Below are 25,214 nucleotides of genomic sequence, written 5' to 3'. Positions count from 1 at the left end.
TGTCACAGGCGCATGTCGAGTGAGCCCCATGGTCAGACCTCCTCGACGAACAGCGGGCGGCTGGGCGGGATGGCCAGCGCCAGTGCGGTGGCCAGCCCGCAGGCGCCGAGCGAGATCGCCGACGCCCAGAGATAGCCGCCCTCCGCGGGCACCGTGACGGCGCCGCCGTCCGGACCGGCCACGGTGACCATCGACCACGTCAGGATCATGCCGACCACGGCTGCCGAGGTCGAGGTTCCGACCACGCGCATGAGCGCGTTGACCCCGTTCGCCTCGCCGGTCTGCTCGACGCGGACGGCGCGCATGATCAGGGCGGGCATCGCCGAGTACGCGATCCCGAGACCCGCTCCGATCAGGCAGGCGACAATCAGCATGACCCACCACGCCAGCGCCCACGAACCGGCGATGGCGACGATGAACACGACGTAGCCGACCCCGATGACCGCTCCACCGGTGGCCAGCGAGACCCGCGGGCCGAACGCGCGCGTGAGGTGGGCGCTGACGTGTGAGAACACGAACATCAGCAGGCCGCTGGGCGCCAGCACCAAACTCGCCGTGAGCATGTCGAGCCCGAGGCCATTCGGGCTCGAGGAGGGCGCCATCAACAGCTGGATGGGGATCAGCTGCATCGAATAGAACGCGAACCCCGTCGCCACCGATGCGATGTTCGTCAGCAGCACAGGTCGTTCGATGGCGAGGGACAGGTCGATGAGCGGATTCGCTCGGCGGCGTTCGACGAACCACCAGCCGATGGCCACCAGGACGAACGCGGCGAAGAGCCCGAGGGTGAGCGGATCGGCCCATCCCCATACCGAACCCTTCGACAGCGGGAGGAGGAGACAGCTGAGGATCGTGGCGAGGCCGAGGGCACCGAAGAGATCGAAGCGTCCGCCGGTGCGTGAGCGGGATTGCGGAACGGTCAACGCGATGCCCACACCGCCGGCGACAGCGGCAGCGGCGCACGCCCAGAACAGGGCGTGCCAGCTGACGTGCTGCGCGATGGCCGCGGCGAACGGCAGGCCCAGGGCGCCCCCGATGCCGAGCGAGGCGCTCATGGTGCCTACCGACGATCCGAGATGCCGTGCCGGCACGATGTCGCGCATGACGCTGATGCCCAGGGCGATGGTGCCGAAACCCAGGCCCTGCAGCGCGCGGCCGAGGAGAAAGGGAACCAAGGAGGCAGACAGCGCGCACACGACCGAACCGGCTGCCACGCAGCCCATGCTCACCAGGAGCATGAGGCGTTTCCCGTACATGTCGCCGAGCCGGCCGCCGATCGGCGTGATCACGGCGCCGACGAGCAGCGTGATGGTCAGTGCCCACGAGGTGTCGGATGGGGCGGCGTCCAGCAGGAGCGGCAGCTGGGGGATCAACGGCACGATGATCGTCTGCATCAGGGCGACGACGATCCCGGCCGCACACAGGACGGTCACGGCGAGCCGCGGATGCCCCTCCGGGACGGCGGAAGGCGAGCCGGTCTGCTCATCCAGCGGCCTGCTCATCGCACTCACGCTTCACGCACCTCCGATGGTTACGCTATCGATCCGGGTCCAATCGGAGAAATCGGATATGTCACCCAGTGACAGGGTGGCCGACGTGGCCGAGGTCGGCGCATGAGGTCGCGTGCGAGGCGGGTGTCGTGAGGACGCGTACCTGCGCGTCCGCTCATCGGGCGAAGACCGAGCGATAGTTCGGTGATGTTTCCGAGAACGCACAGGTCAACGCCACTATTGTGAGCAGGCCTCGCTGCGTGGGATTGGCCGCTGTTTCTGTCTCCCGATGCTTCGGGGCCGACGTCGGCCCAGTATTCTTGGGCCACCCAGCTTGTAATGGATGCGGTCAGCGGGTGCGTTCGACAGCAACAATCAACGGGCGTGCTCCGGCGCACTGACGAGAGAGAGCCAAGTGTTCGACAAAGTCCTGGTGGCCAACCGCGGCGAGATCGCGATCCGCGCCTTCCGAGCAACCTATGAACTCGGGGCCAGAACGGTCGCGATCTTCCCCTACGAGGACCGGAATTCGGTTCACCGTCTCAAGGCCGACGAGTCCTACCAGATCGGGGTCCCCGGCCATCCTGTTCGGGCCTACCTGTCGGTCGACGAGATCGTCGGTGCGGCCGTTCGGTGTGGCGCGGATGCCATCTACCCGGGTTATGGATTTCTCTCGGAGAACCAGGGGCTCGCGGCGGCGTGTGCCGAGGCGGGGATCACCTTCGTCGGGCCCTCGGCCGATGTGTTGGAGCTGACGGGCAACAAGGCGACCGCGGTGGCCGCGGCCAAGGCCGCCGGCCTGCCGGTGCTGGCGTCGTCGGAGCCGTCGGCCGATGTCGACGAGTTGTTGCGTGCTGCGGCGGACATGCACTTCCCCGTGTTCGTCAAGGCGGTGGCCGGTGGTGGTGGCCGGGGGATGCGTCGGGTCGCGGAGCCCGACGACCTCGCCGAAGCGATTGCGGCGGCCTCGCGCGAGGCGGATGCGGCGTTCGGGGATCCGACGGTGTTCCTGGAGCAGGCGGTGGTCAATCCTCGCCACATCGAGGTGCAGATCCTGGCCGACACCCATGGCAACGTGATCCATCTGTTCGAACGGGACTGCAGTGTGCAGCGCCGCCACCAGAAGGTGGTGGAGCTGGCTCCGGCGCCGAACCTCGATCCGGCGTTGCGCGAGAAGATCTGCGCGGATGCGGTCGCGTTCGCCACCCACATCGGCTACACCTGTGCCGGCACCGTCGAGTTCCTGCTCGACGAACAGGGCCGGCATGTGTTCATCGAGATGAATCCGCGGATTCAGGTCGAGCACACGGTCACCGAGGAGATCACCGACGTCGATCTGGTCGGTTCGCAGTTGCGGATCGCGGCGGGGGAGTCGTTGCCCGATCTGGGACTGACCCAGGATCAGATCAGCATCCGCGGCGCGGCGATGCAGTGTCGTATCACCACCGAGGATCCGGCCAACGGGTTCCGGCCCGACGTCGGCCGCATCACCGCCTACCGCAGTCCCGGCGGTGCGGGGGTGCGATTGGACGGCGGCGCGGTCCTGGGCGCCGAGGTGAGTGGCCATTTCGATTCAATGCTGGTGAAACTGACTTGTCGCGGAAGGGATTTCGCGACGGCCGCACGCCGGGCGCGACGGGCGGTCGCGGAGTTCCGTATCCGCGGTGTGGCGACCAACATCCCGTTCCTGCAGGCCGTGCTCGACGATCCGGACTTCCGGGAAGGCCGGGTCACGACGTCGTTCATCGAGGAGCGGCCGGCGCTGTTGACATCGCGATCCTCGGCCGACCGTGGCACCAAGATCCTGTCCTATCTGGCCGACGTGACCGTCAACAAGCCGCATGGTGAGCGGCCGACGAAGGCCTACCCGCGCGACAAGCTGCCCACCTTGGATCGGTCCACCCTGGCCTCACCGCCGGACGGGTCCCGTCAGCGTCTGCTGGCACTCGGTCCCGACGGGTTCGCCGCGGATCTGCGTGACTCGAAGCGGCTGGGCGTCACCGACACCACCTTCCGCGACGCCCACCAGTCGTTGTTGGCCACCCGGGTGCGCACCAGCGGACTGATGATGGTGGCGCCGTATGTGGCGGCGTTGACGCCGCAGCTGTTGTCCGTCGAATGCTGGGGCGGCGCGACCTACGACGTCGCGTTGCGGTTCCTCAAGGAAGATCCCTGGGATCGGCTGGCGCAGCTGCGTGAGGCCATCCCCAACATCTGTCTGCAGATGCTGCTGCGCGGGGCGAACACGGTGGGTTACACGCCGTATCCGACCAAGGTGACGACGGCGTTCGTCGCGGAGGCGACCGAGGTCGGGATCGACATCTTCCGGATCTTCGACGCGCTCAACAATGTTGATCAGATGCGTCCGGCGATCGACGCGGTCCGCGAGACGGGCACCGCGGTTGCCGAGGTGGCGATGAGCTACACCGGCGATCTCGCCAACCCCGACGAGAATCTCTACACCCTGGACTATTACCTGCGGTTGGCCGAGCGGATCGTGGAGGCCGGTGCTCATGTGATCGCGATCAAGGACATGGCGGGTCTGCTCCGGGCGCCGGCCGCGGCCACGCTCGTATCGGCGCTGCGCAGCAATTTCGATCTCCCCGTGCACGTGCACACCCACGACACCCCGGGCGGTCAGCTCGCGACCTACCTCGCGGCGTGGCAGGCCGGTGCGAGCGCGGTCGACGGTGCGAGCGCGGCGCTGGCCGGCACGACCAGCCAGCCGGCGTTGTCGGCGATCGTCGCGGCGGCCGCCCACACCGACCGTGACACCGGCATCGACCTCAAGGCGGTGTGCGATCTGGAACCGTATTGGGAGGCGTTGCGAAAGGTGTACGCGCCCTTCGAGTCCGGGATTCCGGCCCCGACCGGCCGGGTGTACACCCACGAGATTCCGGGCGGGCAGCTGTCGAATCTGCGCCAGCAGGCGATCGCGCTCGGGCTGGGCAATCGATTCGAGGCTGTCGAGGAGGCCTATGCGGCTGCCGATCGGATGCTCGGCAGGCTGATCAAGGTGACACCGTCGTCGAAGGTGGTCGGCGACCTCGCCTTGGCGCTGGTCGGACGCGGCATCACCGCCACCGAGTTCGCCTCCGACCCGTCGGCCTATGACATCCCGGATTCGGTGATCGGCTTCCTCCGCGGCGAGCTCGGTGACCCCGCAGGCGGATGGCCGGAGCCGCTGCGCAGTATCGCGCTGCAGGGGCGTGGTGAGGCCCCGCCGCCGGAGACGCTCACCGACGACGATTCCGCGGCGCTCGACGCGCCCGGGCGTAAGCGGCAGGAAACGTTGAACCGCTTGCTGTTCCCGGGACCCACCAAGGAGTTCGAGAAGCACTACGAGGAGTACGGCGACACGTCGCGGCTCTCGGCGAATCAGTTCTTCTACGGTCTGCGCTATGGCGAGGAGCATCGTGTCGAACTCGAACCCGGCGTGGACCTGCTGATCGGGCTCGAAGCGATCAGCGAGCCCGACGAGCGGGGGATGCGCACGGTGATGTGTGTGCTCAACGGCCAGTTGCGTCCGGTGTCGGTGCGCGACGGTTCGGTGGACTCCGCGGTCGAGGCGGCCGAACGGGCCGACCGCTCCAACCCGCACCACATCGGCGCCCCGTTCGCCGGGGTCGTGTCGTTGAGCGTGGACGTCGGCGACGAGATCGCCGCGGGTGCCGCGATCGGCACCATCGAGGCGATGAAGATGGAGGCCACCATCACCGCACCCCTCGGCGGCAAGGTGGCCCGCGTCGCCGTCGGCGCCGTCACCCAGGTCGCGCCGGGGGATCTGCTGATCGAGATCGGCTGATGGAGATCGGCTGGGCGCACCGCGCACCAACACCCGGAACTCCCGGATACACGCAATGTTCCGTGTGTATCCGGGAGTTCTGCGGGTGCCGTCGGTCAGACGAGCGGGACGGTGCCGTCGATGACGAGATCCGCGCGATCCCGGGTGCCGGCGACCAGTGCGGCGTTCGGCTCGTCCACGTTCGCGACCCAGTCACGCACGCCTTCCGGTGACTTGCCCGCGGCGACATGGCGGGGGAGCAACCGTTCGCGGCGTAGGTTCGCGGGCGTATCCACGTAGTACAGCCGGGTGAGCAATCCGGCGACCGGTGACCAGCCTCCGTCGTCGAGGGCGAGGTAGTTCCCCTCGGTGATGATCAGAGCCGATGTCGCCGGGAGTACGAGCGCCGCGGCGATCGGCTCGCCCGCGGTGTGGTCGAAGCCCGGGGCGTAGACGTTGCGGTCGGCGCCAATCGCTCGGCTCAGCAACGCAACGTAGCCGTCGACGTCGAAGGTGTCGGGTGCGCCCTTGCGGTCCGATCTGTTCAATTGCGTCAGAACGGTGTTCGACAGATGGAATCCGTCCATGGGCAGGTACCCGACGAAGCCGTCGCCGTGGAGGCGGCGGTAATACTCGGTGAGTGTGCGTGCGAGCGTGGTTTTTCCCGAACCGGGCGGTCCGGTCACGCCGACGACGATGCGCTCGTCGGTACGGGCGGCGAGCGCATCGTCGAGGTCGGCCAGGACGGACACAGGGGAACGATAGCCCGGCAACTCGCCTGCCTCGCGAGTCCGGAGATTTCTGGCCGCACCTGCATGTTCCGGCCAGGAGTCGAAAGTATGGCCACAATCCGAAGGTGCGGCCAGAACCGGATGGATCCGATCAGGTGAGTGATGCCCGAACGACCTTGGCCGCCGCGACCATGTTCGTCAGTGACGCGACCACCTCGTCGGTACCGCGCGTCTTGAGCCCGCAGTCGGGATTCACCCAGAGGCGTCTGACTTCGACGGCATCCAGCGCCGAGGACAGCGACTTCTCGATCTCACCGGCGTCGGGAACCCGTGGCGAGTGGATGTCGTACACGCCTGGCCCGACACCGTTGGAGAATCCCACGGCGTTGAGGTCGTCGAGGACCTCCATGTGGGAGCGCGCCGCCTCGATCGAGGTGACGTCGGCATCGAGCGCGGCGATGGCCCCGATCACCTCACCGAACTCCGAGTAGCACAGGTGGGTGTGTACCTGGGTGGTATCGGCGATGCCCGAGGTGGCGAGCCGGAAGGCCCGGACCGCCCAGTCGAGGTAGGCCTGCTTGTCGGCATCGCGCAGGGGTAGCAGTTCCCGAAGCGCCGGCTCGTCGACCTGGATGATGCCGACCCCCGCCTTCTCCAGATCGACCGTCTCGTCGCGGATCGCCAACGCTATCTGGGATGCCGACTCCGAGACAGGCTGATCGTTGCGGACGAACGACCACGCCAGAATCGTGACCGGACCGGTGAGCATGCCCTTGACCGGCTTTTCGGTCAACGACTGTGCGTAGGTGATCCAGTCGACGGTCATCGGCGCGGGCCGGGACACATCGCCGAACAGGATCGGCGGGCGGACGCAACGGGTTCCGTACGACTGCACCCACCCGTTGGCGGTGGCGAAGAACCCGTCGAGCTGCTCGGCGAAATACTGCACCATGTCATTGCGTTCGGGCTCACCGTGCACCAGCACGTCGAGGCCGATCTTCTCCTGCAGGGCAACGACATCCGCGATCTCGGCGCGCATCCGGCGCAGGTACTCGTCCCGGTCGATCGCGCGGGACCGCAGCGCGGCGCGGGCCTTGCGGATCGCCACGGTCTGCGGGTAGGAGCCGATCGTCGTGGTGGGCAGCACGGGCAGACCTAGTCGCAGGTTCTGCTCGGCGATACGGCCCGCCGCGTCGCCGCGGGTCGCGTCTGCGTCGGTGACGGCGGCGAGCCGATCACGAACTGCATTGTCTCGTAGCCGGGTGTCGGTGTCCCGCGTCGCAAGTGCTGCCCGACACGCGTCGAAAGCCTCGGTCTCGGCCTCACGGCCACTGCGAAGCGCGCGCGACAACGTCGCGACCTCGCCGAACTTCTCGGAGGCGAAGGCGAGCCAGCCGCGCAGATTCGGATCGAGCGAGTCCTCCTCGGCCAGGCTGTACGGCACATGAAGCGTGGAGCACGAGGTGGAGACCGCGAGATCACCCGCCGAACCCAGCAGCGTGCCGAGAGTCGCCAGCGCACGATCGAGGTCGGTGCGCCAGATGTTGCGTCCGTCGACGACACCGGCGACGAGCAGCTTCTCCGACAACTCGGGGACCGCGGCCACCGTTGCCACGCTGCCCTCGACCAGGTCGACGGCGATGCCCTCGACTTCGGTTCGGGCGAGCGCTGCCAGCGAATCGCCGGGATCGCCGAAGTAGGTGGCGACGAGGATGGCGGGACGCCGGGTCACGCGGCTCAGTCGTGCGTAGACGGAGCCGGCCAGGTCGGGTAGCCCGTCGACGACGTCGGTCACCAGGGCGGGCTCGTCGAACTGCACCCACTCGACCCCGGCGTCGGTGAGGCGGTCCAGTAGTTCGGCATACAGCGGCACGAGATCGTCGATACGGGTGATCGGCACCGGTCCGTCACCCACTGCTTTCGCCAACGCCAGGAACGTGATCGGTCCCACGACAACCGGCCGGGCCACGATGCCGGCACCGTGCGCCTGCGCCACCTCGGCGAGCACCTTGTCCGGGCGAAGGGCGAAGGTGGTCTCGCTCGAGATCTCCGGTACGAGGTAGTGGTAATTGGTGTCGAACCACTTGGTCATCTCCAGCGGCACGATGTCGGCAGTTCCGCGCGCTGCCGCGAAATAGCGGTCCAGCGGGTTGTCGATGGCGGCGACTCGCGGTGGCAGTGCGTCGAGCATCACCGCGGTGTCGAGTATCTGGTCGTAGTAGGAGAACGTGTTGACCGGGATGGAGTCGATTCCGGTGGCGGCGAGCTCTTCCCACGAGCGGCGGCGCAGATCTGCGGCCGCTGTCTCGAGATCGGTGGCGGTGACCCGGTCTGCCCAATAGCCTTCGACGGCGCGCTTGAGTTCGCGATGCGGGCCGATGCGGGCCGTGCCCAGTGTGGTCGCGGTGAACCGCCGAGCGGATTGGTTCGGTGAAGACATGAGAGTTGTACTCCTGCAAACGATACGGAAGGTCCGCCGCCCTGCAGGGGCAGTCGAGCGAGCAAGCGTCGAGGATGCCGGAATCCCGGACATCGCAACCTCACCAGTTCGACCTGCGCCCAGTCCACGAGACGGCGAGCCACCGGACGCGGCGCGTCCGGTACACCTGGCAGGTCTTCGGGCTCATCGGCGGGCCTTGCCCAGCAACTGCTGAGCGGAGGCATTCCTACTGACCGTCGCTTCCCGGACCAGGGTCCAGTGCATCTGACGGCGGTCGTTCCGACTTACCGCTGCGGGACAGCTCCGGATTCTCACCGGATTCCCTCTTGGTCGGTATCCGTCCAGGACGCCGACGTCGACGCCACCCAGTGCTAGGGCTCAACATGTCCCTCGAGTGGCGAACCAACTGCGTCTTCCACCGTAGCGATGACGGTCGTCGGGCCAACACACGGGACGCCGTCAGACGGTTCACCTTCGTCACGGTTATCTCAAACGTCACAAAGTGTGCGATGATGGTGTCGCGAGTGCCACATGGCTCTCGTGTGCAAAATAGAGAGAAGTACCAGCATCATGGCTCAAGGAACCGTCAAGTGGTTCAACAGCGAAAAAGGCTTCGGCTTCATCGCTCCCGACGACAGCACCGATGGTGACGTTTTCGTTCACTACTCGGCCATTCAGGGCGGCGGATACCGCAGCCTCGAAGAGCAGCAGCGCGTCCAGTTCGAGGTCGAGCAGGGCCCCAAGGGCCCGCAGGCGACCACTGTGACCGCCATCTGACCACAGTCTTCAACAACGAACGCCGCTCGGGTTTCCCGGGCGGCGTTCGTTGTTGTGTCACAAAGCATGTGGCACTACTCCGGCGGCACTGACCGGGTCAGCCGACGGGGTTCGAGTCGGTGGCGCCGCACTGCAGCGCGGCGCGTCGGAGGATTCGCTGGGCGTCCCGGTACAGGTGGCTGTGCTCGGAGCCCGGTGAGCTCGTGCACTGACCGGCCTGCCGCAACAACGTGGCGGCCAGCGCTGACTGGGTCCTGGGCGGAATGACGAGCAGGGTCACCTCGGCGTGATCCGCGGTGATCGACATCAGCGGCAACATGTCAGGCGAATTCTCGGAGTCGAATCCGGGATAGCGCGCGAAATTGCGCCAATTCACGTCGATGCGGGTGATGGTCCCGAGCCTGCTGCGGCCGGCCGCCTGCAGGGCGGGAAGCTCCTGCGAGATCTGCGATGTGTAGGGCAGCCATGCCCCGGCGATCGGGAGTGTGAGGTCGGGTGCGAGTTGGAGACGGGTCGGACCGAGTGCGAGTGGCACGGTCTCGCCGCCGCTCAGTCTCGCCCGGCGGAGTAGGGGTTGTCCTGTGCGTCGGAGAACTGGAGCTCAGAGGTGGCCGTGGTCGCCTGCACGGCCGCATGAGTGGTGTCGGTGCAGTGCGAAAAAAGGTTGGAATCGTTGGACATCGGATATCCGTTCGGAGAGGTGATCGGTGGAGTCCGGCTCGAGAGCGTCGATCCACCGCCGACTCGGTCCGCGCGATTGCGTGGACGCGACATGACGTCGGCTTCATTTCGACTCTACCCCCTGCCCTGTGGCGTCCGTCGCATTCGGGGCACCGGTGGCCGGGCCCGCAGGGAGCGGACGCGCCGCCGATGTGCTCGGTCAGCTGCCCCGGTAGGTCGTGTAGGAATACGGACTGAGCAGCACCGGGACGTGGTAATGGCGGGCGGGGTCGTCGACTGCGAAACAGATGTCGATCTCCGGATAGAAGCCATCGATCCCGTGCGTGTCGAACCACTCTCCGGTGTCGAACACGAGGTGATACGTGCCCGGGGTGAGCGGTGCGGAGCTGACCTGACCGATCCGGCCGTCATCATCGGTGAGCCCTGCGGCCAGTTCGGTTCCGGTCGCGTCCCTCAATGAGATCGAGACGCCGCGGGCCGGGGAGCCGGACACCGCGTCGAGTACATGGGTGGACAGGCCCGTCATGTCGTCGCTCCGTCCTCGAGGTAGATGCTCGCGGGGGTCAGCATCCTCGTCACCCTACTGCGGTTGATCTTCGCCAATTCCATTCGCGTCACACGTCGTTCGGTCTCGGCGTCGTTGTGCATCCGTTGCTTGAGGATGTCGAGGAGTTCATCGGCCGGTCGGCCGTTGGCGAACACGAGATACACGTGGCCGAACTTTTCCTCGTATGCAGCGTTGAGTTTCTTGAGGTCGGTCAGCACCGTTGCGTCGGCACCGGCGACCCCCGATTGCTCTCGCTCCGACGACGGGTTGTCGGGACGGTCGCCGATCCGGGGATGTCCGGCCAAGGCCTCGTCGAGGTCGGTGTCGGTGAGTTCGGCCAGGATGAGATCCGCATACTCGAGCAGCGCCTCGTCGTCGGAGAAGGGGCGGGCCTTGGCGACCCGTAGGGCCCAGATCGATGAGCTGCAGCACTCATAGAGCTGATGGATGGCCTGGCGTTCGGAGAGTTCGTTGAAACTGGACAATCCACGCCAATCGACACGCCTCATGCGGCCAGCCTAGGAGAGTTCGGGCTGTCGGCTGAACCGGGCCGACGTGATCGGATTGGCATCGGCCACCAGGTCGTCGAACCGGTAGTTGGCGATTTTCGCGATCTCGATGAGGGCAAAGGACTTCTCACTGGTCTGCGCGTTGTCCATCCGGGCCCAGCCGCTGCGCAGTACCCGGTCGTATCGTTCGGTCTCCTGGGCGCAGATGACCAGCGGGAAGCCGAAGTGCTCCCGGTACGCCGACGCGAGATTGACCACGTTCTCGTGTTCGGTCTCCTCCAGATGCGACAGACCCTTGTGATCGACGGCGATCAGTTCGCCGGTGTCCTCGTCCTCGGCGCCGAGGTCGGGGAAGGCGCGAATCAGGTCCAGTTGCTCGGTGTCACTACCGGTGAGCATCGCCTCCTGGAACGCGCTGCGGAGATCGTGGACATCCTCGAAGGGTTTCTGATCCCAAGCGCGGTCGAGTACCCAGTCGACGTTCTGCACGACGGCGCCGAAGGTCTCGCGGAATTGTTGCTTGCTCATGGTGTCGACCTCGTCGAGGGTGATCGCACCGCCGCCCGCGACGGCTGGGCCGCGGCTGCCGAGGTGGAAGAACAGCAGGTTGAGCAGGATCGCGGTGATCGCGCCCATCGTGATGCCGGTCGAGAAGGGGATCTGCAGGAAGATGTTGGGCATTGCCTGATCGACGCCCGGGAGGGCGGGCACGTCGACCTGTTGACCGGACTTGTCGATGACGGTGGTCGGTGTCGCCGACTGCGAGAACTGCACATACAGTGCGACGGCCAGTGAGGTCGCCGAGATGATCAGGTTGCGGTGGTCGGTGAAGTCGACCGAGGTCAGGGTTTGGATTCCGACGATCGCCACCGTGGCGAACATGATCAGGGCCGCGCCGCCCAGCACCGGCGCGGGAATGCACTCGACCACCTTGGCCAGCTTCGGGAGCAGGCCGAGGACGATCATGATGCCGCCGGCCGCGGCGACCACCCATCGGCTCTTGACGCCGGTCAGTCGCACCAGGCCGACGTTCTCCGAGAAGGCGGTGTACGGGAACGAGTTGAACGCGCCACCGATGACGGTGGCCAGACCGTCGGCCCGGACCGTCGCGGCGACATCCTCCTTCTTGATGCGTTTGCCGACGATCTCTCCGGTCGCGAACACCGAGCCGGTCGACTCGACGGCGACCACCAGCAGCACCACGATCAGCGAGACGATCGCGACGATGTCGAAACGCGGCCAGCCGAAGGCGAACGGCGGGGTGAAGCCGAGCCAGTCGGCCTGTCCCACGGACGCAAAGTTCGCGTCACCGCACAGCCAGGCCACGAAGGTTCCCACGACGAGGCCGAGCAGCACTGCGATCGTGGCCATGAAGCCGCGGAAGAAGCGCTGCATCAGCACGATCAGCAGGATCGTGCCGAGTACGTAGAGGACCCACCGCCAGTTGGCCGAATCGTGCAAATGGGTCGCCGGGTCGCTGACCGCGTCGCCGGCACCGACCGGGATCAGGCAGACCCCGATGATGGTGATCAGTGTGCCGGTGACCACCGGGGGCAGGAAACGGATCAACTTGGCGAAGAACGGAGCGATCAAGAAGGTGAACACGCCGGCCGCGATGACCGCGCCGTACACGGTCTGCAGGCCGACCCGCCCACCGCCGTGATTGTTGGCGATCTGGATCACCGGCGCGAGCGTGGCGAACGTGATGCCCTGCAGCAGTGGCAGGCGGACACCGACCTTCCAGATGCCCACCGACTGCAGTAGCGAGGCGATGCCGCAGGTGAACAGATCCGCGGTGATCAGCATGGTCAGGGCCTCGGAGTCGAGGTTGATCGAGCGTGCGATCAGGAGCGGGACGAGGACCGCACCGGCGTAGAACGCGACCACATGCTGTGCGCCCAGAGTGAGCAGTTTGCCGGTGGGTGGCACCTGGTCGACAGGGGGCACCCTCTTCTTGCGAATGGCTCCGTCGATGGGAGTGGTGGAATCCGTGGACATGCTCGCTCACCTCTATGTCGGCCGTGGACCGCTACATCTTGGACCTCGGTGACCGTTCCTGCTGAGCGGCGGATCGTATATTTCCGCTGGGTAAAACGGACAAAGGGCTTGTGCCGCACTAGTATCGATCGTCGATATGGGTAACGGGCCGAGCATTCCGGATGGGCGGCGCGAACCGGGCCGAGTCGTCGGGGTGGTGCTGGCCGCGGGCGCCGGGAGCCGCTTCGGTGCGCCCAAAATCGGTGCTGACGAAGGTGATTGGCTTCGCCGGTCGGTCGACGCACTGGCTCGCGGTGGCTGCGCCGACGTGTTCGTCGCCATGGGCGCCCGCATCGTCGACCTGCCGGAAGGGGCATCGGCGATCGTCGTGCCCGGCTGGCGGGGCGGGCTGGGGGATACCGTCCGAGTGGCGACAACAGTGGCGCGCGACGCCGATGCGGACGGCATGGTTTTACACGTTGTTGACACGCCGGACGTCGGTCCGGATGTGACCATCCGTCTTCTGGCCGCGGTCGGCCGTCGGCGGGATGGCATCGCCCGGGCGGTCTTCGACGGTCGGCCCGGGCATCCGGTGTACCTCGGTGCCGATCACCTCGACGGTGTGATCGCGACGGTCACGGGTGACGTTGGTGCGCAGCCGTACCTGGCCGCCCACCGCGCCGATCTGCTCCCGGTCGAGTGTGGCGACCTGGCCACCGGACGGGATCGGGACACCCCTGGGTGAGGTCGGGCTCAGCGGCTCAGGCTCGCGACGATCGATTCGAGCGTCTGATCGCGCGACGGCAGCCCGCGGGAATGGCCGACCAGCATCGGCTGCGCATGCCGTAGGAAGACCGATGCGATCAGCAGATGGGCGGTCACGTCTGCGTCCACCGCAGGATCGACCACGCCGGCGTCTTGTGCGGATCGTAGGTACCCGCTGATCGCGATCACGCCACGCTGCGGTCCGTAATCGTTCTCCAGGATCACGCCACCCAATTCCGCACGGAGTTCGCGGTCGGCCTGGGCGGCCATCAGGACGTCGAGTCCGGCCTCGAGGAATTCCTCCAGGCGTGCGGTGAAGACGGTGAGGACCTCGCGCAACTCGGCGATGTCGTGCGGGGCAGGCGGCATCGTCGGCCCGAACTGCCACAGTGGCCGTAGCGACTCCGTGAAAACTGCACCCACCAGGCCTTTTCGATCTCCGAAATGATAGAAGATGCTGCCCTCGGAGATGTCCAGCCGGTCGGCGATCTCGCGCGTGGTCAGGCGGGCGATGCCCCGATCGCGCAGGACCGCCAAGGTGGCCGTGACGATCTCGTCTCGCCCGGTCTTCGGTGGCCGTCCACGTCGTGTCACGTCTGGCACTCTACGCGGGAACAGAAAGTTATTGAGTAACCACTCAGAATGTGTGACGATTAACTGAGTCGAAACTCAAATAAGGAGGGGCGCGATGCCTCGGAAATGGTTGACCCTGGCTGCGGTGTGCACCGGGGTGTTCATGTTGCTGCTCGACGTGACGATCGTGAACGTCGCGCTGCCCGATATCCAGCGGGACCTGGGATCGTCGTTGGCCGGTCTCCAGTGGGTGATCGACGCGTACGCGCTCACCCTCGCGGCGCTGCTGCTGACGGCGGGGACCATCGCCGACATCATCGGCCGCAAGCTGGTGTTCGCGTCCGGGATCGTGGTGTTCACGATCGGTTCGCTGGCATGTGGGCTGGCGCCCACGATTGAATTCCTGGTCACTGCGCGGGCCGTGCAGGGCATCGGTGGGGCGATCATGTTCGCCACGTCGCTCGCGTTGCTGGCGCAGGCCTTTCCGCCGAAGGAGCGAGGTGTCGCGTTCGGTGTGTTCGGCGCGGTCACGGGCGTCTCCGTCGCCGTCGGGCCGGTTCTCGGTGGTGTGCTGACAACGGGACTGTCGTGGCACTGGATCTTCTACGTCAACATCCCGGTGGGTATCGCGGCCCTCGCGGTCACCTACTTCGGAGTCGACGAGTCGAAGGCCCCAGGGACACGGCGCATCGACTGGCTGGGATGCGTGAGTTTCAGTGCGGCCCTGGCATTCCTGGTCTTCGGTCTCATTCGCAGCCACGCCGACGGCTGGGGATCGCCGACGGTCGCCGGCTCGCTCATCGCCTCCGCGGTGCTCCTCGTCGCCTTCGTCGTCGTGGAAAGGAAGGTCGCGGACCCGATGATCGACGGCGCCCTGCTCCGCGTCCCGACCTTCAACGGCGGCCTGATCGCGGCGTGGGCGGTATCGGCGTCGATGTTCTCGGCACTGACCTACCTGGTCATCTACCTGCAGACCATCATGGGCTATTCGGCGCTGGAGGCCGGGTTGCGCTTCCTGCCGTTCTCGGGGGTCGTGTTCGTCGCGGCCGCTGTCGCCGGCCGGCTGTCGGATCTCGTGCCGGTGCGATGGCTCATCGGGCCCGGATTCGTGCTCGTCGCGGCCGGACTCTGGCTGATGCGCGGCACCGATCCGACCGGCAGCTGGACCCAGCTGGTGCCGGGGTTCGTCGTCGCCGGCATCGGCACCGGACTGATCAATCCGCCGCTGGCATCGACGGCCGTCGGCGTGGTCGAGCAGGAGCGGGCGGGCATGGCGTCGGGAATCAACTCCACCTTCCGGCAGATCGGCATCGCCACCGGTGTGGCAGTGCTGGGCAGTGTGCTCGCATCGCACTTCGCCGACACCGTGGCGTCGGCGTTGACCGGCGGGCCGCTGTCGGCACGCGCACAGGAGATCGGCGACGCCGTGGCGGACGGCAACATGGCCGGAGTGATCGGGACGGTGCCGGGGCCACTGCGCGCACAAGTTGCCCGGGTGGCTGCGCAGGGTTATGCCGACGCGCTGGATCGCGTCCTCCTCATCGCTGCGGTGGTGGCGCTGGTTGCGGGCCTGGTCGCGGCGGCTCTGATCCGCAGTCGCGACTTCCACGACCCCGACGCCCCGCCGCCGGACACGGATCCGGCGCGCGCGGGAGCGGACACCGGAGCTGCCGAAGACGTGCCGGTCGTGCCGGTCGACTGAGGCGGCGACATGCTGATCTGCTGACCGCGATCTGGTGAAACGTCCACGCCTCTGCGGATTCGTTGCCTTCTCGTCGCCATTCCGATGCACAGGGACGCCTCGCCGCAGCTTCCGACCTGCTTAGTGTGCAGGTGAGCCGACAGCCCGGGAGCCAATGGGTGAAGAGGTGATCGTCGTGAAGCGAGCACATCGCGGACCTGTTGCGGCGCTGGCGGCGGCCGGCTTCGCGATGGTGATGATCTGTGGCTGCGGAGGGAGCCCGGCGGTGATGGGCGAGTCGGCGCCCCGCGCGGACGAACACGTACCGGCCGACCTCGACATCACATTCCGCTGGTTGCCCGGTCCGGTGTTCGACCTGTTCGGTTCCGAGGGCACCTTCGTCCGGGCCTACATCGAATCGTTCGAATTGGCCGATGCCGGCCGGTCGACGATGTGGGGTTACCACGGCTTCGTCGGGGCGTCGCCGTCGAACATCGACAGCATGATCGCCGCCTACCCGCCCGACGTGTCGTCGGATCAGCCCGGTGTCGGCACCGCACTCTTCACCGGTCTGCGGCGCGTCGACGAAGGGGACTGGACACGGATCGTGCTGTGCCGACACGGATTTCGATCCGTTCGCGATGGTGCGGGAAATGCTTCGTCGTGGTCGTCGCGCACCGATGCGCCGCGGCCCGTCGAGATCGACTTCCGCAGAGTCGGCGCCGGACCGCCCAACGTCAAGAGCGGCACCCAGCGCACACCCGACGGCGCGGTGTTCGGCGACTGGCGTGCCACCAGGGTCGACTTCGCCGCCATCTACCCGATGCCGACCGCCGATCAGAACGCCTGCGCGGCGATGGCGTCGTCGGGCATGCCGCAGCGCGCACCCGCCCATGGCCGGCAACCGTGGCCGAGCATGGCACCCAGTCCGGGGTGGTCGGCGACCTCGCTGCTGTGAGCGCGGAGGTCAGGCGCCCGGGGGCGTGTCGACCGAGCCGACCGTGAGTCCGAGCGCGCCTTCGGCAAAACGTGTCACGGGCGCCACCGCTGCCTCCAGGGCCTCGTCGTGGCCGACCTGGGCACGCCCCCAGAGCTGACCGTCGTCGCCGTCGCGCCGGACTCCGATCAGCGCGATGAGTTCGCCGGTGGTGGGAATGCAGACGGCCCAGACGTAGCCCGTCTCGTCCGACCAGGCGGCGTTCGTGGCGGCGACGTATGCACGCGGATCGTCGATGCCCAGATCGGACAACGCCGGGACGTCGGTCATCCGCTCGTCAGCGCGCAGCGCTCGCAGATACCACGTCCCGGCGTTGATCTCGACCGGATTCATGAATGCGGTGGGTGTCCTACTTCAACTCGAGGAGCATGGTGCCCTGGGTGACCGCGGCACCCGCCTCGACGGCCAGGCCGGTGACCACGCCGTCCTTGTGCGCGGTGACCGGGTTCTCCATCTTCATCGCCTCGAGGACCACGACGAGCTCACCTGCGGAGACCTCCTGGCCCTCCTCGACGGCGACCTTGACGACGGTGCCCTGCATCGGGGCCTGCACGGCGTCGCCGGATGCGGCCGCGCCGCCGCCCTTCTTGCGTGCACGGGCCTTCGGCTTCTTGCGGACCACGCCGTTGGCGCTGCCGCCACCGCCGCCGAGTGCGAGGTCGCCGGGCAGGGAGACCTCGACGCGACGGCCGCCGACCTCGACCACCACGTTCTGGCGCGGCAGTGACTCGTCTTCTTCGATGGGCTCACCGCCGGTGAACGGCTCGATGGGGTTCTCCCAATCGGTCTCGATCCACTTGGTGTAGATGTCGAACTTCTCGTCGCCGTTCTCGTCCACGTGACCGTGGAAGGCCGGGTTCTCGACGATGTGCCGGTGGAACGGGATGACCGTCGCGAGCCCCTCGACCTGGAACTCGGCGAGAGCGCGACGCGAACGCTCGAGCGCCTGCTCGCGGTTCTCGCCGGTGACGATCAACTTGGCGAGCATCGAGTCGAACTGGCCACCGATGACGTCGCCGGCGACGACACCGGAGTCGACGCGGACGCCGGGGCCGGTCGGCTCCTTGTAGACCGTGACCGGGCCGGGGGCGGGCAGGAAGTTGCGGCCGGCGTCCTCGCCGTTGATGCGGAACTCGAAAGAATGTCCGCGAGGTGTCGGGTCCTCGGAGATCTCCAGTTTGTCGCCGTTGGCGATCCGAAACTGCTGGCGGACCAGGTCGATGCCCGCGGTCTCTTCGGTGACCGGGTGCTCGACCTGGAGTCGGGTGTTGACCTCGAGGAAGGAGACGAGCCCGTCGGCGCCGACGAGGAACTCGACCGTGCCCGCGCCGTAGTATCCGGCCTCCCGGCAGATGGCCTTGGCGGAGGAGTGGATGCGCTCGCGCTGCTCGGTGGTCAGGAAGGGGGCGGGGGCCTCCTCGACCAGCTTCTGGAAACGACGCTGCAGCGAGCAGTCGCGGGTGCCGGCGACGATGACGTTGCCGTGCTGGTCGGCGATGACCTGCGCCTCGACGTGGCGGGCCTTGTCGAGGTAACGCTCGACGAAGCACTCGCCGCGGCCGAAGGCGGAGACCGCCTCGCGGGTGGCCGACTCGAACAGGTGGGGGATCTCCTCGATGGTGTACGCGACCTTCATGCCGCGACCACCGCCGCCGAACGCCGCCTTGATCGCGACGGGCACGCCGTGCTCCTCGGCGAAGGCGACGACCTCGTCGGCGTTCTTCACCGGATCCTTGGTGCCGGGGGCCATCGGGGCGTTGGCCTTGAGGGCGATGTGGCGGGCGGTGACCTTGTCACCGAGGTCGCGGATCGACTGCGGAGACGGTCCGATCCAGATCAGTCCCGCGTCGATGACGGCCTGGGCGAAGTCGCCGTTCTCGGAGAGGAACCCGTATCCGGGGTGGATCGCGTCGGCGCCCGACTTGGCCGCGGCGTCGAGGATCTTGTCGAACACCAGGTAGGACTCGGCGGAGGTCTGACCACCCAGGGCGAACGCCTCGTCGGCGAGTTTCACGAACAGTGCGTCGGCGTCCGGCTCGGCGTACACCGCGACGCTGGGGAGGCCGGCGTCGCGGGCTGCGCGGATCACGCGGACGGCGATCTCACCGCGATTGGCGATGAGCACCTTGGAAATGGTCGAGCTGTTCGCAGAGGGACTAGGCACTTGTTCTCCTGGGCGTCGTGTCGTCGTTGGGCGACACCGGCTGGTGGTCGGGCATCACACTCGTTCTGAGTTCACCCCGTGACGGACATGGTGGCGGCCGACCAGGGTGACGCATGACACTTGGAGTCTAGGTGCCACGCGCTCAGGGCAACACACTAGCTCACCGATCAATTGCTCGGTTGGGCACCGGGTGCGTTCGCGACGCCGAAGGTGCTGCTGTCGCCGATGGCCCGGACGAGCTCGGTGAAACGGCCCAGGTAGGCGCGTACGGAGCCGGGGGTGTCGGCGTCGGCGGCTTCGTCGATGACGGTCGAGGTGAGATTGTTCACTTCTGTCGTCGAGTCAACAGTGGGGCCGACGGTGGCGGTCGTCCTGGCGGGGAATCGTGCCGAAACGCGCATTCCGGACGGCGTTCGGTTGATCCAGATGAAGACCTCGTCGGTGGCGTAGCTGTGACTGCGCAGCACCTTGGCACGGCCGGCGTCGGCCGCGGCGGCGCCGGGCGCGTACCGGGTGTCGATGAACGAGATGACGAAGTGGGGCTCGCCCTGGTAGTCGATGAGGTCGGCGACACGCAAGAACGGGAGAGAAGCGCCCTGCCGGGACCGCTTCAGCTCGGCGGTGGCCCGCGTGACGGCCTGGTCGAAGGTGGGGGAGTCGGAGACGTCGAGGCAGAACGGCGCGACGGCGACGAACCAGCCGAGCGCGGTGAGCCATCGCGTGTGGTCGCGAGTGTGGCGCGGCAGGACGCAACGGAACTCGGGGTCACCGGTGCGTTCGTGATAGACGATGGCGAACGCGGCGAGCACCCCGGCGGTCAGCGTTCCGCCTGCCTGCGAGCAGACCGCGGTGAACCGGTTGGCCGCGTCGTCGTCGAGGATGACGCCGGTGATCGAATCCTGTGGAACGGAACCGTCGTCGGCCTCGGCCGGTATGAGCTCGTCGGTGCCGGTGCCGGTGCCGGTGCCGGTGCCGGTGGCGGAATCCGTGTCAGCGCCGCCGTGTCGGTAGTCGAAGCCGGGCAGGCTGCCGCGGCCGCTGCGCAGGAACGACGACCACGTGGCCACCGCGGGATGGTCGGCACCGGTCTGATCGGCCTGCCGCCGTTCCTCGGCGCTGAAATCGACGTAACTGCCGACCGTCGGCAGATCGGGCTCGGTGTGATCGCGCGCCGACCGGTAGAGCGTCACCAGTTCCTGCTGGGCCATGATCAGCGAGTATCCGTCCACCAGTGAGTGATCGGCGGCGAAAAGCAACGTGAAGGAGTCCTCGCGGCCGACGGTGGCGAACATGTACGCGGGCCAGTGCAGGGGTGCGGTCGCCCGGTCGAATGCGCCGGCGATCTGCTCGACGAGGGGGCCGGACTGCGTGTACCAGCCGATCCGGCCCATCTTGAGCTTGACCGTGCCCTCGTCGGTGCTCAGTCGCTGGAGGCCGTCGCCCTTGATGACGACGTGGCTGCGAAGGACCTCATGCCGGTCGATCCATGTCATCAGGGTGCTGCGGATCGCGGGGATCGACAGCGGCTCGTCGAACTCGATCGACAGACCGAGCCACGATTCCCGGCCACCCTCCCGGCGGGTGCGCAGGCGATATTCGAAGGCCGACCGCAGATGCTGTTCGTGATTGTGAGAGGTCAACCGGGAGTCGTGACTCCAGCTGCCGAGCCCACCCGGGACGTAGGGCATCCACTCGACGAGACCGCCGGGCTCGATCGGCTCCTCGAGGATCTGGATGAACTTCATGGCGCGGTTGGCGGCCCGCCTGACCCGGCCGTCTGCGCACGGACCTGACCCTTGATACGGGCGAGCATCCCCGCCATGCCGCGCAGGCGCAGCGGGCTCACCGCCGAACCGAGACCGAGATCGTGATAGAAGTCGGCCGGTACCGCGAGGATGTCGTCAGCGGATGCGCCGTCGAGGCCCTGGTGCAGGATCGATGCGAACCCACGGGTGGTCGGTGCCTCGGGCGGGGCGCTGAAATGTAGTCGCACCGAGGCCGGATCGGACGCGTCCACCGACAGGAACACCGGGGACTGACATTCCGGCACCGGCTCCATCGCGTCCTCCAGCAAGTGCTCGGGAAGGTCCGGCAGTTCCCGGGAGAACTCCAGCAGCAGCGTCACCTTGTCGGAATCGCCCAGTGCGCCAAAATCATCGACGATCTCGGCGAGGGCGGCCGGGAGGCTCATGCCGTGGCGGGCGCCGAGCCGGGCTCGGTGCCGACGGCGATCGGTACCCGCACCGCGTTGCCCCACTCGGTCCACGAGCCGTCGTAGTTGCGCACATGGCCGAAGCCCAGCAGGTGGGTCAGCACGAACCAGGTGTGGCTCGAGCGCTCGCCGATCCGGCAGTAGGCGATGGTCGGTGTCGACGCATCGAGGTCGCCGTAGATCTCGTCGAGTTCGGCCTTGGCCCGGAACCGGCCGTCGGGTGCGGCGGCCTTGGCCCACGGGATGGAGATCGCGGTGGGGATGTGTCCACCCCGCAACGCGCCCTCCTCCGGGTAGTCGGGCATGTGGGTGCGTTCTCCGCTGTACTCCTGCGGCGATCGGACGTCGACGAGCGGTTCGGAGCCGAGCGCACCGAGCACCTCGGGTGCGAACGCACGGATCAGCGTGTCGTCGCGCTCGACGACCGGGTAGTCCGAACGGGGGTACTCGGGCACGTCGAAGGAGGTCTCCCGGTCTTCGGACATCCAGGCATCCCGGCCGCCGTCGAGCAGCCGGACGTCCTCGTGGCCGAAGAGGGTGAACACCCAGAGCGCGTATGCCGCCCACCAATTGCTCTTGTCGCCATAGATGACGATCGTGTCGTCGCGCTCGATGCCTTTGCTGCGCATGAGTTCGGCGAACTGCTCGCCGTCGATGTAGTCGCGGGTCACCGGGTCGTTCAGGTGCAGGTGCCAATCCACCTTCTGGGCCGTCGGGATGTGGCCGATGTCGAAGAGGAGCACGTCCTCGTCGGACTCGATGATCTTGAGCCCCTTGGCACCGAGATGCGCCGAGAGCCACTGCGTCGTGACGAGGCGCTCCGGGTGGGCGTAGTCGGCGAACGCCGGATTCGGATCGGTCTCAACGCTCAACTGCGGTCCCTTCGTGATTGTCGTCGGTCCGTGGCCGACTGGCTGTCGCACGGACCCACCGACGTGCGGTATCTCGCACTGAGCCTACTCACTGTTCATGCTGCAACGGTGGGCGGCGTACCGCGGCGTACCGCGGCGTGGGTCCGGCTGGTCGGCGTGCGCGGTTCGCCGAGCGCGCCGGTCACGTGCACGCGTTCACCCGGCACGATGGCGCAACCCGCCCGACCAGACATCGCGAAGCCGGTCGTCCACCGCGTCGAGGACGCCGGTCATCGTGCGGTGGGCGAGTTCGGTGTCCGGGTACCGGGCGCGTAGATGGACACCATCTGCGTCACGCCAGAACCAGAACTGGGCGGTGTCGGTCCGGCGTGAGCTCGAGATCTGCCGGGTGGTCACCGACGCCGGCAGGCCGAGCTTGCGGTAATCGACATAGGACACCATGAAGACGTCGCTGCGGTTGGTCCGGATCAGGTCGCCGTAGGTCATGTACACCGGCGTGAGGCCGATCCGGGCGAGCGGAAGGGCCTCGCCGAGCCGCGCGGTGTTGGCACGCAGGGTGGTTCCGCGATCACCTCGGGCACTCAACCGGATGGGGGCGTTACCGACCAGCCAGCCGACCGCCTTGCGGTCGGCGGCGTCGTAGCGGGTGTGGACCGGCAGGATGGCCGGCAGCTCGGCAGGTCCGCCGACATCGTGAACCGCATCGGCGAACGCCGTCAGCAGCGCCGGGTACGTACGAGCGTTCAGGGCGTGGACGGTCTGCTCGAAGCGGCGCGCGGACTCGGCGCACATCAGGGTGCGCACCTCGGTGCACACCGGTGCGGTGTCGCCGGGCGCCAGACCGAGGTCGAGCGGGAATTCGGGGACCGTCCAGTGGTTGGCGGCGAGGAACTCGCCCCAGCCGCGAAGGCGCGGATCGTCGGGGGCCACCGTCGGCGCGGCGTCTTCGACCATCCGGATGTCCAGAAAGCTCATCGGCTGCGCGACTTTCGTGCCGGAGAGGTCGTCCACGAGTTCGGATGCGATGACGGCGAGAGAATAGGCATCGACGTAGCAGTGGTCGAATGCGAGGATCACGGTCGTCGACGACGGCCGCTGCACGGCGGCGAGGTAGTGCTGTAGCGGCGCGAACGGCGAACAGACCGTTGCGATGTCGTCGACCAGGCGGTCGGCCAGCGGGGAAACCCCCGTGCCAGGGTCGGTGGTGCCCGAATCCGTGGTGCCCTCCGGACCCGGGCCGTCCGGGACGACGACTCCGGACACGGGTCGCACGGTGAGGTCGCCGACCGGCAGCCGATGGCGGACATGCTCGTCGTCGGAGGAGACGAAATGGCACCGCAGCACTTCGTGCCGGTCCACCAGTTTCCGAAGGCTGCGGGTGATGTCGTCGACGGCCACGGCCTCGGCGAATTCGACGGTCAGCGCGAGCCAACCGGCGGTGCCGTTGCGGCGAACCGCGTCAAGATGGAACTTCTCGTTCTCCGACGGCGGCACATCGACCGGGAGGGAGTCGGCGGTCGCGGCCAACTCCCAGCGGATGACTGCGCCGGGCTCGATCTCGATCGCATCGTCGCCGCAGAGCTTCACGATCGCACCTCCGTTGCGGAATGCGCGCCGACGACAGGATCGGCACCTGCCGAATAGTCGGTCAGCCATCGACCGACCGCATCAACGTAGACACCGAAAGCGCCGCGTGCCGTGGGATTGTCGGGAATGTGGGCGAGCAGCGTCAGCGCGTGCTCATAACGGGTGAACCACATGTTGGCATTGCGGGTCCGGCCCACCGCCGGAAAGCAGGTCGCCGACGCCACGGCAGGGTCGTCACTGCCGGGAATCCTGCGGAAGTCGATGTAGGACACCATCTGTGGCGAACCGGAGTCGGGAAGGTAGGTGCCCTCGGCAGCCAGCACGGCAAGGGCGGCATGGACGGGCAGGGTGGCGAGGTCGCGCGCGACGGCCACCGCATCGGTGGCGATGTGCACCAGCTCGGTGAGGCGCGTTCCCGGCGGCACCGGAAAGGTGACCGGCGCGAAATTGCACAACCAGCCCTGGGTGGTCGCGTGATCGGCGGTGCGGGTCGAGAGCACTGTGGATGTGAAATAGCTCTCGGTGCCCAGCAGTTCGTGTTGCGCCGCGGCCAGCGCTGCGTAGATCAGTCCGACGAGAGAACTGTGATCGTCGCGGCGCTGCGCGCACGCTTCGAGTTGCCCGGCGGTCAGCATGGCGCGTTGGACGGGAAGCGCCGGACCGAGCTCTCCGTCGGCAAGGCCGAGGTCGAAGGGGAAGCGGGGGACCCGACCATCGTTCGCGGACAAGATCTCTCGCCAGGTCGTGATCCGTGGGTCGCCGGGAGTCACGGACGCGGCGAGCGACTTCTCGGACGATATGTAATCGGTGAACCGTCCCGTGCTCTCCGGCTGCGGGATCTCACCGTCGCGATGGGCCCGGTAGAGACGGGCGATCTCGTGGAGGCCGATGTACTGCGAGAACCCGTCTGTGTGCGAGTGATCCGACCCGATGTAGAAGGTGAAGCCGTCGTCGTGGTCGAACGCGCCGTAGACGACTCCGGGCATCCGGTCGAAGACCGCCTCGGATTCGATGCGGCCGACTATGTGACCGATCACGTCGTCGGTGGCGACCTGGGCCCCGGACCCGCTGGTGCGGAACTCGATGCTTTCCGCCGGTGCCACCAGGCGTATCGGACCGGTGTCGTCGAGTCGGTAGCAGGCACGCAGTTCGTCGTGCCTGCGGACGAAGGTGGTCAGCGCGGCCGCCATGGCCGCGCGGTCGAGGGGGCCGTCGAAGACGGTGATGGTGCCGGCCGTCCCGGTGTGGGGCCCACCGTCGGCCCGTTTGGCCGCAGCGGCGGCGACATGGTCGGTCTGCAGGAAGGTCAGTCCGTCGGCCGTCCGTTCGGCGGCGGCGAGTGTGCGGGCGGGATCGGCCGGCCGCCACTCGACGCTCGCGCCACCGACGGGGCGCGAGCGCAGGGGGGGAGAGTGGCTCATCGGGTC

The 25,214-nt window shown here is 67.4% G+C and carries 21 protein-coding genes and 1 riboswitch; of the genes, 5 read left to right on the top strand and 16 right to left on the bottom strand.

The window, feature by feature from the left end:
* Positions 1–32: 32 nt before the first annotated feature.
* Complete coding sequence (locus tag ACLQ3I_RS11880) at positions 33–1,502, bottom strand: MFS transporter (RefSeq protein WP_425788096.1); 1,470 nt, start codon at positions 1,500–1,502, stop codon at positions 33–35.
* A 403-nt stretch (positions 1,503–1,905) separates the two neighbouring features.
* On the opposite strand from ACLQ3I_RS11880, the gene ACLQ3I_RS11875 reads away from it, so the two are divergent.
* Positions 1,906–5,295 (top strand): pyruvate carboxylase, encoded by a 3,390-nt coding sequence (locus ACLQ3I_RS11875; protein ID WP_425788094.1) that lies wholly within the window; start codon positions 1,906–1,908, stop codon positions 5,293–5,295.
* A gap of 95 nt (positions 5,296–5,390) precedes the next feature.
* Here ACLQ3I_RS11875 and ACLQ3I_RS11870 read toward each other — a convergent pair whose 3' ends face one another.
* Together ACLQ3I_RS11870 and metE are read right to left on the bottom strand one after the other, a co-directional pair.
* Complete coding sequence (locus ACLQ3I_RS11870) at positions 5,391–6,026, bottom strand: nucleoside/nucleotide kinase family protein (RefSeq protein WP_425802067.1); 636 nt, start codon at positions 6,024–6,026, stop codon at positions 5,391–5,393.
* 130 nt (positions 6,027–6,156) lie between these two features.
* Positions 6,157–8,445, bottom strand: a complete 2,289-nt coding sequence (gene metE / locus ACLQ3I_RS11865; RefSeq protein WP_425802064.1) for a 5-methyltetrahydropteroyltriglutamate--homocysteine S-methyltransferase — start codon at positions 8,443–8,445, stop codon at positions 6,157–6,159.
* Positions 8,446–8,596: 151 nt separating this feature from the next.
* Positions 8,597–8,829, bottom strand: a riboswitch (cobalamin riboswitch).
* Positions 8,830–9,015: 186 nt separating this feature from the next.
* Here metE and ACLQ3I_RS11860 point away from each other — a divergent pair.
* On the top strand, positions 9,016–9,222 hold the full coding sequence (locus tag ACLQ3I_RS11860; RefSeq protein ID WP_161059604.1) for a cold-shock protein: 207 nt from the start codon (positions 9,016–9,018) through the stop codon (positions 9,220–9,222).
* A 97-nt stretch (positions 9,223–9,319) separates the two neighbouring features.
* Here ACLQ3I_RS11860 and ACLQ3I_RS11855 read toward each other — a convergent pair whose 3' ends face one another.
* The 5 genes from ACLQ3I_RS11855 to ACLQ3I_RS11835 all read right to left on the bottom strand — a co-directional run bounded on the left by ACLQ3I_RS11855 (position 9,320) and on the right by ACLQ3I_RS11835 (position 12,957).
* Positions 9,320–9,757 (bottom strand): DUF5994 family protein, encoded by a 438-nt coding sequence (locus ACLQ3I_RS11855; protein ID WP_425788088.1) that lies wholly within the window; start codon positions 9,755–9,757, stop codon positions 9,320–9,322.
* Between the two features lie 14 nt (positions 9,758–9,771).
* Positions 9,772–9,903, bottom strand: a complete 132-nt coding sequence (locus ACLQ3I_RS11850) for a hypothetical protein (RefSeq protein WP_267628251.1) — start codon at positions 9,901–9,903, stop codon at positions 9,772–9,774.
* Between the two features lie 199 nt (positions 9,904–10,102).
* On the bottom strand, positions 10,103–10,429 hold the full coding sequence (gene uraH, locus ACLQ3I_RS11845; protein WP_425802062.1) for a hydroxyisourate hydrolase: 327 nt from the start codon (positions 10,427–10,429) through the stop codon (positions 10,103–10,105).
* Entirely contained in the window at positions 10,426–10,959 is a 534-nt protein-coding gene (gene uraD / locus ACLQ3I_RS11840) for a 2-oxo-4-hydroxy-4-carboxy-5-ureidoimidazoline decarboxylase (protein ID WP_425788083.1), read from the bottom strand. The genes uraH and uraD overlap by 4 nt, the downstream gene beginning before the upstream one ends.
* Before the next feature lie 9 nt (positions 10,960–10,968).
* Positions 10,969–12,957: a solute carrier family 23 protein gene (locus ACLQ3I_RS11835; RefSeq protein WP_425802060.1), complete on the bottom strand. Its 1,989-nt coding sequence runs from the start codon at positions 12,955–12,957 to the stop codon at positions 10,969–10,971.
* A 136-nt stretch (positions 12,958–13,093) separates the two neighbouring features.
* On the opposite strand from ACLQ3I_RS11835, the gene ACLQ3I_RS11830 reads away from it, so the two are divergent.
* Positions 13,094–13,681, top strand: coding sequence for a nucleotidyltransferase family protein (locus ACLQ3I_RS11830; RefSeq protein WP_425788079.1), 588 nt, complete (start codon positions 13,094–13,096; stop codon positions 13,679–13,681).
* A gap of 8 nt (positions 13,682–13,689) precedes the next feature.
* Here the strand turns inward: ACLQ3I_RS11830 and ACLQ3I_RS11825 are convergent, their stop codons facing one another.
* Positions 13,690–14,295: a TetR/AcrR family transcriptional regulator gene (locus ACLQ3I_RS11825; protein WP_425788077.1), complete on the bottom strand. Its 606-nt coding sequence runs from the start codon at positions 14,293–14,295 to the stop codon at positions 13,690–13,692.
* A 94-nt stretch (positions 14,296–14,389) separates the two neighbouring features.
* Between ACLQ3I_RS11825 and ACLQ3I_RS11820 the strand changes: the two genes are divergently transcribed.
* A complete protein-coding gene (locus ACLQ3I_RS11820) occupies positions 14,390–15,976 on the top strand; it encodes an MFS transporter (protein ID WP_425802058.1) in 1,587 nt (528 codons plus the stop codon).
* Positions 15,977–16,151: 175 nt separating this feature from the next.
* Positions 16,152–16,913 carry a hypothetical protein gene (locus ACLQ3I_RS11815; protein WP_425788073.1) on the top strand — a complete coding sequence of 254 codons (762 nt, stop codon included), beginning with the start codon at positions 16,152–16,154 and terminating at the stop codon, positions 16,911–16,913.
* Between the two features lie 9 nt (positions 16,914–16,922).
* Here ACLQ3I_RS11815 and ACLQ3I_RS11810 read toward each other — a convergent pair whose 3' ends face one another.
* From ACLQ3I_RS11810 to ACLQ3I_RS11780, 7 genes are all read right to left on the bottom strand, one after another.
* Entirely contained in the window at positions 16,923–17,285 is a 363-nt protein-coding gene (locus tag ACLQ3I_RS11810; RefSeq protein ID WP_425802056.1) for a hypothetical protein, read from the bottom strand.
* Positions 17,286–17,301: 16 nt separating this feature from the next.
* Positions 17,302–19,116: an acetyl/propionyl/methylcrotonyl-CoA carboxylase subunit alpha gene (locus tag ACLQ3I_RS11805; RefSeq protein WP_425788069.1), complete on the bottom strand. Its 1,815-nt coding sequence runs from the start codon at positions 19,114–19,116 to the stop codon at positions 17,302–17,304.
* A gap of 167 nt (positions 19,117–19,283) precedes the next feature.
* On the bottom strand, positions 19,284–20,861 hold the full coding sequence (locus tag ACLQ3I_RS11800; RefSeq protein ID WP_425802054.1) for a condensation domain-containing protein: 1,578 nt from the start codon (positions 20,859–20,861) through the stop codon (positions 19,284–19,286).
* Entirely contained in the window at positions 20,858–21,307 is a 450-nt protein-coding gene (locus ACLQ3I_RS11795; RefSeq protein WP_425788065.1) for a SufE family protein, read from the bottom strand. The genes ACLQ3I_RS11800 and ACLQ3I_RS11795 overlap by 4 nt, the downstream gene beginning before the upstream one ends.
* Positions 21,304–22,200: a sulfurtransferase gene (locus ACLQ3I_RS11790; RefSeq protein ID WP_425788063.1), complete on the bottom strand. Its 897-nt coding sequence runs from the start codon at positions 22,198–22,200 to the stop codon at positions 21,304–21,306. The genes ACLQ3I_RS11795 and ACLQ3I_RS11790 overlap by 4 nt, the downstream gene beginning before the upstream one ends.
* A 195-nt stretch (positions 22,201–22,395) precedes the next feature.
* Positions 22,396–23,787 carry a condensation protein gene (locus ACLQ3I_RS11785; protein WP_425802051.1) on the bottom strand — a complete coding sequence of 464 codons (1,392 nt, stop codon included), beginning with the start codon at positions 23,785–23,787 and terminating at the stop codon, positions 22,396–22,398.
* Positions 23,784–25,208, bottom strand: a complete 1,425-nt coding sequence (locus tag ACLQ3I_RS11780) for a condensation domain-containing protein (protein ID WP_425802048.1) — start codon at positions 25,206–25,208, stop codon at positions 23,784–23,786. The genes ACLQ3I_RS11785 and ACLQ3I_RS11780 overlap by 4 nt, the downstream gene beginning before the upstream one ends.
* Between the last annotated feature and the right edge of the window lie 6 nt (positions 25,209–25,214).

Origin of the sequence: Gordonia sp. DT101, from assembly GCF_049844895.1 — a bacterium.
Taxonomy (GTDB): Bacteria; Actinomycetota; Actinomycetes; order Mycobacteriales; family Mycobacteriaceae; genus Gordonia.
This window is presented reverse-complemented; position numbering and strand designations above follow the sequence as displayed.